Source organism: Nostoc sp. (assembly GCF_041747015.1).
GTDB lineage: Bacteria > Cyanobacteriota > Cyanobacteriia > Cyanobacteriales > Nostocaceae > Nostoc.
The window spans coordinates 1-10720 of sequence record NZ_JBGTFY010000169.1; the positions used below are offsets into that span (position 1 = coordinate 1).

Genomic DNA, 10720 nt, shown 5'->3' on the forward strand with positions numbered 1-10720 from the left:
CCCAATTTGCCCGGCGCTCGCCGACGAAAGTGCAAGGTTTTTGAACCTCTGGATGCTATAGTCTTGCACTTGCTTGGTGAAAAAATGCTCAAAACCCTTACCTAGACTATGTTTCACTTTTGTTCAGCAAGCCCTAAATAATTATTGTGTATTGGGGCGATCGCTTAACTTGTAACTGAGTACTACGATCGCAATCAGAAGTGATTTTTCAAATGCAATAGATTATTAGTCATTAACCCAGTATCCCCAAACAACTATTTTATCAATCAATAGGGGTAGTGGTTAATCGAGAAGTATTACCAGCCTTCGCTTTCATGCGGAGGTAGTTATTTTTAATGTAATCATCTCTAATTTTTATGCAAGTTTTAACTACCGAGGCTCAGGAGTTTTTTGCAGGCGTAATAAGGTATTGTAAACCTGCCGTTTTAAGATATTGTTATTTTGTAGTTCTATAGTAATTTTGTTGAACTGGTCAAAGCTCAAACCATTATCTTCAACAATTTTTTGAGCGCGGGTACAGTATTCGACGGCGATATCTTGAGCCTTCTTTGGAAGACCATTGATGCTGTTAGAATCGTTACAAACAATCTTGGGAATTTCTCCATTGCTAATAAGTTTTTTAATTTCTTCAAAAGCATTTTGACGTGCTGGCTCCATCGCTAGCACGGCTTGAGCGTAGCTGTTGATTTCAGTATTATTGACTGGTGGTGGAGTTTGAGCGTCAGCTTTTGAACTCCATGAAAAAGCATTGCAAATCACACTAGCACTGGCTATAACGCTAAAAAAGACTGATTTGGAAAGGATTCGCTTTCGGCTAGGTTGGTAAACTAAATCGGAAATTTTCTTCATAGAGTATATGGTATAGAACTAATCAGGAATATTATAAGAACTTTGAATTACTTTCTGAGGTGGAAGTTCCAGTAACTTGTCAATACATTAAGCTTTTATCAAACAGAATTCAGGAGTCAGGATTCAGAATTCAGTTGGGTATTCTGTACAATTAGCGGATAGCGAGTTTGTTTACCCTTACAGGGAAGTAAGCTACGCGCAGCGTCTGTCTGCGACACGCTGTGCGAACGTAGAGAGCGTCTTGATTCTGATTCCTGTTAGCGATAGCGGGGCGATTAGCCCATTCTGACTTCTTCAAATTTGATAGTTAACTTCCTTGGCATACTTGACAAAGTTCGATTATTTTAGTCTGGAGTGTTGACATTTCTGATGCTCCTTGCTTGAGGCTCACTTCTAACTCCAGTAGTAAGGGTAAGCAAGAGATTAACTGTTTCAAAGAAAGAAGCTTGATTTCTTGCTGTAAGAAATAGATCCTTTTAGGATTACCTATATCAGCAGCTTGAGCGATCGCTTGTTGATTCCGTTCCCCACTTTCGATCATAATCTTCACCCAGAGCCAGGTGCGAAATTGTCCAATTAATGTAGCAACTATCCGTAATCCCGGCTCGGAAGCATTGATTATATCTGCCAAGGTGGTCAAAGCTTTAGCCGTGTCTCCTGTTCTGATTGCTGCTGCTAATTGTAAGCTATTTTGAGTAGTATTTCTGACTAACTTAGTAACAGTATCTACATCTAAAGGCTTATTGTTACCTTGAGCATATAGCCGCAATTTCTCTAATTCATTGTACAGGAGTCGTGTATCATTCCCTACGGATTCTGCCAACAAGTGGGCAGCCTTGGCACTGAGTTTAACGCCCACAACCTGAGATGCTTGATTAACAGATTGCACCAGTAATTCTGTTTTCCAAGGGGGAATAAGGGGAAATTCTCGGAACTCAGTGGCAAACTGTTTTAACAATTTTGTAGATTTGAGGCGTTCATCTGGTTTGTTACGGCTGGTGAGCAATAAAAATGAGTTTTCGGGAATCACTGGTAGCGATCGCCCCAATTCTGCTAACACATTCTCTGGACAGTGCTGGCCGAGGGTAGTATTTATCAGCCATACCAAGCGTCCACCAGCGCCAAAAGTGGGTGTCATGACTTGATTTAACCCCTGGATTACAGCATCAGCTTGATCTGGAGAGAATGAAGTGTAGTTAAAACTAATCCATAGAGGATCGAGGATGCGATCGCGCAGCATAGCGATCGCTTTTTCTATAGCAAAATCATCTTCACCCCAGTAAACATAGATTGGCATAGATAAACCTCATGGGGCATGGGGCATTGGGGAAGAATTCTTATAACAGACGCGATTAATCGCGTCTCTACTCCTCAATCATCACACCCAAAAACTAAATACTTTTTAAATCATTCTGTTAATCAAGGTAATTTTCCCTAAAATCTATCAAGTGAGAGCATGAGGCTACGAAGATTGGACGACAACTATCAAACTTACTTAAATCGGTTAGCACGATTGACGCTACCAGAATCCTACAGGTTCCAAGTTCAGCATATTCAGGAATCTTCTAAATTTCAGCCCCATTCTGGGTTGAGACAAGCAGCGTCCTTTCCCGGCTACACCCTAATTACTCCGCCAGCAGCAGAAGAATCACAAAACTCTGCTTTCTATGCCAAATTACAGACTTGCCAACAGGAACTTTTGCAGTTGCCTGTAAGCCGTGATTTGATTGTGCCTCTACCACCTGGTAGCTTCCATCTGACTTTAGCGGATTTAATTTGGGACAGTGCTTACCTTCACATTTGCGAAAAAAATCCCAAATTTGACGAGGAGTTACACTCTTGTTTAGCCGAAGTGTTTCAGCAATATCAACAATTGATGACAGACAGGACTCATCCTATTCAATGGCAAATGCTGGGACTGATACTGATGCCAAGAGCTATAGCTGTTTGTTTAGTACCCCAGGATGAAGGCTGCTACGAGGAAATTATTAAATTTCGCCGAACAATTTATCAAAGCCCTAAGTTAATTGCCTTGGGTATTGAGCAGCATTATCACTTCACAGCCCATGTTACATTAGCCTATTTTGGGGAGGTTTCATCTGATTTAGACCGCACAAGCTTCAGCACGATGCTTTCTCAGTTGAATCAACAATGGCTGTTGAACTTGCCAGAATTTGTGATTAATCGTGTCGAATTACGAAAGTTTGATGACATGACCCGCTATTATCGTGAAGCGGACTGGCCGAGTTTAAATTTTTAAGTGATTAGTGAGTAGTGAGTAGTTAGTGTTTTCTACTCACTACTGCTTATTCGTATTGCTCAAATTAACACTTTCTGAGCTTAGACACTCTTTTATGATCAAGAGGTTGTAATTTCTCATCAACTCAGAAATACGAATATACCCTGCAAATAATAGCCTACCACCAAGCCACTTGATGATGATTGAACGTGTTATCAAAAAGTCTAGTAAGATGCAAATAACAGAAGCAAAACTTATAACCTACGATGAATTCTTTCAGGAGATTGATTTTTATGACATATATCTCCCCAAAAGACCTCACATTTGAAGATTTTCTCTCCCAATACCGAGACAATCCCCGCTATGAACTAGCAGATGGAGAACTAATTGACATGGAACCCACTGGCCCGCATGAAACGGTGAGTGGCAAACTCGCAACCCAAATTGGGATCTACCTTGTTGCCGAACAACTCCCCTGGTTTATTCCTCGCACTTGTTTAATTTACCCCTTTGCGGATACAGCTACAGCTCGTCGTCCTGATGTCGTGGTTCTCGATGAAACCATTCTTGACCGTGAACCCCTTTGGGAGCGAGAACCTATAATTACTCTTGGACGCTCAATTAAACTAGTGGTGGAAGTCGTTAGCACCAACTGGGAAACTGACTATGCAAGGAAAGTTGAGGAATATGCGCTCTTAGGTATCCCTGAATATTGGATTGTGGATTATCGCGGATTGGGCGGTGTAGCATTTATTGGGAAACCCAAACAACCTACTTTCACCGTTTGTCAACTAGTTGAAGACACTTATACTCAACGACAATATCGACTCAACCAATTAATTAACTCGCCGCTTTTGCCTCGTCTCCAACTTCGCTTAGATGACATTCTGCCTCGTTAAGTGTAGAAAAAGAGTGATAAGCGATCGCCTACTTTAAACATATCACCAGAAGTACAAAATCTCCCGCCTAAAATTCCGGTTGTTGATAGCCGAGGTAAATTGCTTCTAAAAAAATATCAGATGTAACAGCTTCCGGCAACTTCTCTAAATTAATAATAGTTTGAACCTGCTGGGCTAACTTTAGAGCTAATAAAGCTCTTGCCTTTGGTGACATTGCACCACGTCGTTGCAAATACTCACGAATAATAGCAAAATCATCAGGTAACAAGGGTGATAAATCGGCAATTTCGATTAACTGCTGATGAAGTATTTTTGCCTGTTCAGAAATTGTTAATATTCTTGATGTAGTGGGTGTTTGGGCTTGAATTACAATTGTGCCAGCTGCCAAATCACCTAAACGCTTTTCTCGACTACCTAACATAATTAAAAAAGCGCCAATAAACAAAATCTCATCAAAGGGTCGCAGTAAGGCACGTAGCGTTGCTTGTTGTAGCCCAATGAGTCTACCATCATCTCGAACTACGCGAATTTTAGTAATGCGTTTACCAGGAGTTTGCCCAAACCATAAGGTTTCAAAAAATACAAAATAGCCGATGTAAATTGCAAAGGCGATTAGAAAGAAAATTGCTATTAACCAAAGTCCTAAATTCTGAGCATTTGTAATCAAGTCCTCAAAAAAATTAAACAGTTGAGTAGAAAAGACAGTCCAGGTAAGGAAAAATACAAGCAAGGTTAGAGTCAAAACTGTATAGTCAATCAACAGCGCCAAAGCTCGATTACCGATTCCTGCTAAAGTAAATTCCAGCTCCACACTTTCTGGAGTCTGGAATGTGATGCGATTAAAAAAGCGCATATTTTAACTAATTCAAAATTAATTGAGTTCAATTAAGGTGTTGAGTTAACGAAAATCTGGCGAGGGAGGTTCTCGTAATTGCAAACCTAGCCCTTCACGCCGACTACGCAAGTCTAAGTATAGAACAGCTTTTAGTGCTTGCCAGAATGGCATGACTAAAATTCCACCTATCAAGCTTCCAATCAAAGAAATAAAATACACAATTGAGTAGATGGGGGAACCTTGCTCAAGCTTTAAGAGAAATAAGCTAGGTATATAGTTTAATACAAATACCAACGGTAGTGTAACGATAAAAGAAACTAAAACAATGCCCTGAATGCGAAATACTGAGGCTTTGGTTAACTCCCAACTTCTGGCAACACTTTCGCCACCATTGGTATTTTCTTCAACTGCTAGGGGTACTTCAGCTACTATCCAACGAGAGTAGAACCAGGTTAGTCCCAACAATACAATAACTACCGTGACAATTATTGCCAATGTGGTTGCGACTATAATGCCTGAAGCGCCTAATATCCCTCCTAATGCTACTCCGATCAAGCCAGCTAGCACACCGCCCACGATCGCTAGTCCCAAATAAATTACAAGCAAAGATATACCTACTTGCAAGCCAACTCTTAAAAATGACCAAAGACGGGGATTAATATGGCTACTGGCAGTTTGAACACCTTCAGGTTTGTAAATCAATTCTCCAAAAGCCAAGCGTGAAATTAGTCCAGAGATGGCTGCATATTTTGCCCAGCCATAAATCGGAACTAGAACCCACAAGTGAGCAATTAAAGCCAACCTCAAATAAGTCTTCAGATGAGAACGATACAACCGCACCGCAGCACTGACAACGTTACCGATACTCAGTGGTAGTATCTGACCAGGAGATCCAAAATTTTCAGACATAATGTCAAATTTCCCTTGAAATTACGCAGATGAATTTGAGGCTATCTTAAGCTAAGTTAAATTCAGTGTTCCCAAAATTCATGAATATTCAACGTTGGATTGCGCGACGAGAACCGAATTGGCAGCGTTTGGATGCCCTATTAAGACAGATAGAAAAAAAGGGGCTAAAATCCCTACAGGCAGCAGAAATTAGAGAGTTAGCGAGCTTATATCGTTCAGTAGCGGCAGATTTGGCTCGTGCGCGCACGCAACAAATCGGAAATACTTTGATACAAAGTTTACAATCATTAACAACTCGTGCCTACACGCAGATTTACCAAGGTTCGCGGCGACAGGAATGGCAGGCAATCCTAGAATTTTATCGCTGGGGATTACCATCTGTAGTTCAGAAAACATTTGCATATATTGCGGCTGCGACGACGTTGTTTCTATTGGGGGCATTAGTGGCTTGGTGGTATTCTTGGCAAAATCCTAGTTTTATGTCGTTGATAGTACCTGAAAGTTTGATTACCAAGGTGCGAGATGAGCATAAATTGTGGATGGGGTCAATTGTTGGCGTTGAACCTCTGGCATCCAGCAGTATCACGATCAATAACCTGTCGGTATCTTTTGGGGCTGTTGCCGGTGGCATCACCGCCGGGGCATACACTGCTTATTTGATGGTATTCAATGGCTTACTGATTGGTGCTGTTAGCACTTTGGTAGGTCAAAATAATCTAGCTTATCCTTTTTGGGCGTTTGTGTTTCCGCATGGTTCTTTGGAATTACCCGCCATCTTTTTTGCTGGGGGTGCGGGATTTTTATTAGCAAGAGCAATTTTATTTCCTGGTAAATATCGTCGTGGGGATGCACTGAAATTCTATGGTTCTCAAGCGGTACAGCTAGTATTTGGGATTATCCCAATGTTGATAATTGCTGGTGCGATCGAAGGCTTTTTTTCTCCTAATCCCAGCGTCCCTGATGCAATTAAATATCTAGCAGGAATGGGATTGTTTGTATTTTTGGTGCTGTATTGTAGCCGTAGGAAAGCATGAAATAATTTAGGTAACAGCGGATTGGTAAATTGAAAAAATATTTTAGAATAAGGTAAATATTTTTCAATTAAGATTTCAGCAGTTAGATGTTGTATACGCTGATGAAGATAACAGTCTTGATCCGTTCTTTGTACAGTTACAAGGCCACACATTGTCTTGTCATTAGTCAAGTAAGCGATCGCATGATGTTGCTTGTTGATGAAGGTCTTCGTTTAGTTCTTGCACTATAGGTCTATCGTTTGCTGCTTCTGCCATCTCTTCTTGATTAGATTTTGCCGAAGAGGATCGATTGCTCCTAAAGCAGAGTTTGATTCGTTGAAAATACTTGCCTAAGTTAAAGCCTCCCAAAGGTTCTTTGAGTCTCGCTTTCTACCGAAGTGATAATTTTGAAATTGTGTTATTGACTCACATTTAATTATTTAAATTCAACTTAAATTTTTCATCAGCATATTTTTACTAAACTAATCTAGTAAATCAAATCTCAATAAGTAAAAAAAATATTTAAAAGTAAAAATTAAACACATCTTAATCTTTCGTTAATTCATATTTAACCGTAAAAAATGTAGCTTATATTAAGGCTGTAATTACAGCAGAAAAATATTCCTTTAATCTGAGGTAATATGATTTTTTCCACCACCATCTTGAATCGTGTCGTTGCTACTTCAGTGGTGACAGCTTCTGTTGCACTTAGTCCATTTTTTAGTGCGATCGCCCAAGCTCAAACACTGAACGGTGCAGGAGCAACTTTTCCGGCTCCGCTTTACGAACGCTATGCTCGTGAAGTTAAAAAGAAATATCCAGACATGAGAATTAATTACCAAGGAATTGGTAGTGGCGGCGGTATTCGTCAAGTCACTAATGGAACCGTTGACTTTGGTGGTAGTGATGCTGCAATGAAAGATGAAGAAATCGCTAAAGTCAAGAACGGTGTAATCTTGGTACCGACAGCAGGCGGTGCTGTTTCTGTAGTTTACAATCTTCCGGGCGTTAGTGAACTCAAATTGTCCCGCAAGGTACTACCAGAAATTTTCTCAGGTCAAATTACCAATTGGAATGACGCGAAAATCAAAGCTGATAATCCAGGTGCGAATCTACCAAATCAAACAATTAAATTTGCTGTTCGCGCCGATAGTAGCGGTACAACTTTCATTTTCACTAACCACTTGAGTGCGATCAGTGGTTATTTTAAAGGCAGAGTTGGAGCTACCACTGCTCCAAAATGGAATCTGCCAAACGTCCTTAAAGGCAAAGGTAATCCTGGCGTAGCTGCTTTAGTATCTCGTACTTCTGGTTCTATTGGTTATGTAGAATATGCCTACGCTCTCAAAAACAATTTGAAATCAGCATTAGTACAAAATAAGAAAGGAGAATTTGTTGCTCCTTCTTTACAATCTGCCAATGCAGCTTTATCAACTGTGAGTTTCCCAGACAACTACCGCGTTTTTGTAGGAGATCCAGGACAGGGTTATCCTATCGTCGGTCTTACTTGGATGATGGTTTACAAACAGTATGCTAATGCTGCTAAAGCTGATGCCATCAAGAAATGGATTAATTGGGTATTGAAAGACGGTCAACAGTATAATGATGACCTTAACTACACCAAGATTCCATCTTCTGTGGTCAACCGTGTACTTCAGACAGTGAATAGTACTGTCAAGCCTTAATTTGTAGTCTTACTACTTTCTTCTTTTAGTTAGGATGGGCAAACAGCCCAGCCGACTGAATACTGCTCGGTTAAGGATTATTAGCGTTAATCTTAGTGGAAATGCGAGATTTCACGTTTCTACTAAGATTTTAGGTTGGTGGATTTTCTAAACCGAGCAGTATTGTCACCCCACTGATACTAAAAAATCTATTTTATTAATTTGTAATGGCAAATTCATCACATCATTCAAATCTAGATGATGAAAATCTCAATTTAACAGCTATCAGCGGCACAAATCTCTCGTTTGACCAAGCTTTTACACGGCTAGTATACTTTTTTGCCCTGATTACCGTTGCAGTCCTATTTGTGATGAGTTGGGTAATTTTCTCCGAAGCTTTGCCAGCCATTAAGCAGTTTGGACTGGGGTTTTTGTGGGGTCAAAATTGGGATACAGGTAATCAGATTTTTGGTGCACTACCTTATATTTATGGAACTTTGGTTAGTAGTGCGATCGCTATTTTATTAGCTATACCAGTAGGAATTGCTATAGCCTTAGTAACGAGTGAAAATTTCTTACCTTCATCGCTGCGAACAATCTTAGCATTTGTTGTGGAACTAATTGCAGCAATTCCTAGTGTGGTCATTGGTTTATGGGCTATTTTTGTCTTTATTCCAGTTTTGGAACCTTTAGAAAAGTGGCTAGGCAATACTTTTAAATTCATACCACTGTTTAATACACAAGATCCTGCTGGCACAAATATGTTGACTGCTGGAATTATTCTAGCCATCATGATTCTGCCTACAATGGCAGCAATTACTCGTGATGTATTACTGGCTATACCTAAAGAATTACGTAGCGCATCTATGGCTTTGGGTGGTACCCGTTGGGAAACAATTTTTCGAGTCTTGCTACCAGCTGGATTTTCGGGAATAGTAAGTGCAGCAATGCTCGCATTAGGACGGGCTTTGGGTGAAACAATGGCTGTGACTATGGTGATTGGTAACTCTTCTCAAATCAGTGCATCTTTACTTGATCCAGCTTATACAATTCCCTCTGTATTAGCTAATGAATTTGCAGAAGCCGAGCCGGGATTGCATATTGGTGCTTTAACTTATTTGGGATTGATTTTGTTTGGGTTAACTCTAGCTGTAAATATTGGTGCTGTATTATTGCTAAAGTGGGTTGGCAGAACAAATAAATAATTAGCAGGTCGATGATTATAAAATTACTCGTTAAGGTTGGCATTGGGCATTGTAAATAAATTAAACTTGTGAGAAATATGAGTAATTATATACAGTCGGAAAATGATGAATCTCTGGCGGCAGAATTATGCAGTCCTTTACCACCAGAGCGAGTCATATTTGCATATACAATGAATGCGATCGCTTTTGGTTTTACAGGAATAGCTCTCATTCCTTTATTTTCAATCTTGTGGGAAATTCTGGTTCGGGGAATATCTGGAATTAAACCCGAAATCTTTGTCAAAACAGTCATTGATAATGGGTTTGCCAATGCTATCCTGGGAACCATAATCATGGTCGGAATTGGTGCTGTCTTAAGCATTCCCACAGGGATAATGACAGGAATTTTCTTGGCAGAGTTTGGTCAAACCAGCCCAATTGCTGGTATTGTTCGGTTTATCGCCAGTATTCTCACAGGCGTGCCTTCAATAGTTGTAGGTATATTCGCCTATGGTATCATTGTTTTGGTAACTAAAGGATTTAGTGCGATCGCAGGTGGTTTTGCTTTAGCTGTGATTATGCTACCTGTAATCGTACTCACAACTGAAGAATCTCTAAAACTTATTCCCATATCTCAACGCCTCGCCTCCGCTGCTTTGGGGGGAACTCGCTTCCAAACTACTTCTCGCATTGTTGTGGCTGCTGCAATCCCCGGAATTACTACAGGCATTTTATTGGCTGTAGCTCGTGCTGCTGGTGAAACAGCACCCTTAATTTTTACCGCTTTATTTAGTTTTGACTGGTCAGAAAAATTAGGATTGTTAAGTCCAACAGCTTCCTTACCAGTATTAATTTTTAACCTCTATAACGACCCCGACCCAGAAAAAAGCCAATTAGTATGGACTACTTCTATAGTTTTACTCAGCTTAATTTTATGTGTCAGTATTGTCTCGCGTTTAGTTATTAGACAGAGAAGAATAAAGTAGAAATAAATTAGGCGTCAGGAGTCGAGCCGGAGACGCTCCGCCTCAGGTCAGAATTGCTGAATACTCCACTCCCAATACCGTTCGGTTAAGCCCAAAAAATAAAAATGTGTAGGTTGGGTTTCGTTCCTCAACCCAACCTACA

The 10720-nt window shown here is 40.3% G+C and carries 10 protein-coding genes; 6 read left to right on the plus strand and 4 right to left on the minus strand.

What is annotated here, in order from left to right; all coding sequences use genetic code 11:
• Positions 1-369: 369 nt before the first annotated feature.
• Both ACEW80_RS13425 and holA read right to left on the minus strand, forming a co-directional pair.
• Positions 370-849, minus strand: a complete 480-nt coding sequence (locus ACEW80_RS13425; RefSeq protein ID WP_373527058.1) for a DUF4168 domain-containing protein — start codon at positions 847-849, stop codon at positions 370-372.
• A gap of 307 nt (positions 850-1156) precedes the next feature.
• Positions 1157-2146, minus strand: coding sequence for a DNA polymerase III subunit delta (holA, locus tag ACEW80_RS13430; protein ID WP_373527059.1), 990 nt, complete (start codon positions 2144-2146; stop codon positions 1157-1159).
• Between the two features lie 174 nt (positions 2147-2320).
• Here holA and ACEW80_RS13435 point away from each other — a divergent pair, with 174 nt between their 5' ends.
• Entirely contained in the window at positions 2321-3109 is a 789-nt protein-coding gene (locus tag ACEW80_RS13435; RefSeq protein ID WP_373527067.1) for a DUF1868 domain-containing protein, read from the plus strand.
• Between the two features lie 272 nt (positions 3110-3381).
• Positions 3382-3987 (plus strand): Uma2 family endonuclease, encoded by a 606-nt coding sequence (locus ACEW80_RS13440; RefSeq protein ID WP_373527060.1) that lies wholly within the window; start codon positions 3382-3384, stop codon positions 3985-3987.
• Positions 3988-4054: 67 nt separating this feature from the next.
• Here ACEW80_RS13440 and ACEW80_RS13445 read toward each other — a convergent pair whose 3' ends face one another.
• Complete coding sequence (locus ACEW80_RS13445) at positions 4055-4840, minus strand: RDD family protein (protein WP_373527061.1); 786 nt, start codon at positions 4838-4840, stop codon at positions 4055-4057.
• A 45-nt stretch (positions 4841-4885) separates the two neighbouring features.
• Positions 4886-5731, minus strand: a complete 846-nt coding sequence (locus ACEW80_RS13450) for a glycerophosphoryl diester phosphodiesterase membrane domain-containing protein (protein ID WP_373527062.1) — start codon at positions 5729-5731, stop codon at positions 4886-4888.
• Between the two features lie 80 nt (positions 5732-5811).
• On the opposite strand from ACEW80_RS13450, the gene ACEW80_RS13455 reads away from it, so the two are divergent.
• From ACEW80_RS13455 to pstA, 4 genes are all read left to right on the plus strand, one after another.
• Positions 5812-6765 (plus strand): stage II sporulation protein M, encoded by a 954-nt coding sequence (locus ACEW80_RS13455; RefSeq protein WP_373527063.1) that lies wholly within the window; start codon positions 5812-5814, stop codon positions 6763-6765.
• Between the two features lie 620 nt (positions 6766-7385).
• Positions 7386-8429: a phosphate ABC transporter substrate-binding protein PstS gene (gene pstS, locus ACEW80_RS13460; RefSeq protein ID WP_373527064.1), complete on the plus strand. Its 1044-nt coding sequence runs from the start codon at positions 7386-7388 to the stop codon at positions 8427-8429.
• A gap of 206 nt (positions 8430-8635) precedes the next feature.
• Positions 8636-9613 (plus strand): phosphate ABC transporter permease subunit PstC, encoded by a 978-nt coding sequence (gene pstC / locus ACEW80_RS13465; RefSeq protein ID WP_373527065.1) that lies wholly within the window; start codon positions 8636-8638, stop codon positions 9611-9613.
• 77 nt (positions 9614-9690) lie between these two features.
• A complete protein-coding gene (pstA, locus tag ACEW80_RS13470; protein ID WP_373527066.1) occupies positions 9691-10578 on the plus strand; it encodes a phosphate ABC transporter permease PstA in 888 nt (295 codons plus the stop codon).
• The last annotated feature ends 142 nt before the right edge of the window (positions 10579-10720 follow it).

Bases quoted from the DNA above. Each gene is read 5' to 3' on its own strand.
- pstS (WP_373527064.1), top strand. From the start codon at position 7,386: ATGATTTTTTCCACCACCATCTTGAATCGTGTCGTTGCTACTTCAGTG.
- ACEW80_RS13440 (WP_373527060.1), top strand. From the start codon at position 3,382: ATGACATATATCTCCCCAAAAGACCTCACATTTGAAGATTTTCTCTCC.
- pstC (WP_373527065.1), top strand. From the start codon at position 8,636: ATGGCAAATTCATCACATCATTCAAATCTAGATGATGAAAATCTCAAT.
- pstA (WP_373527066.1), top strand. From the start codon at position 9,691: ATGAGTAATTATATACAGTCGGAAAATGATGAATCTCTGGCGGCAGAA.
- ACEW80_RS13445 (WP_373527061.1), bottom strand. From the start codon at position 4,840: ATGCGCTTTTTTAATCGCATCACATTCCAGACTCCAGAAAGTGTGGAG.
- holA (WP_373527059.1), bottom strand. From the start codon at position 2,146: ATGCCAATCTATGTTTACTGGGGTGAAGATGATTTTGCTATAGAAAAA.
- ACEW80_RS13455 (WP_373527063.1), top strand. From the start codon at position 5,812: ATGAATATTCAACGTTGGATTGCGCGACGAGAACCGAATTGGCAGCGT.
- ACEW80_RS13425 (WP_373527058.1), bottom strand. From the start codon at position 849: ATGAAGAAAATTTCCGATTTAGTTTACCAACCTAGCCGAAAGCGAATC.
- ACEW80_RS13450 (WP_373527062.1), bottom strand. From the start codon at position 5,731: ATGTCTGAAAATTTTGGATCTCCTGGTCAGATACTACCACTGAGTATC.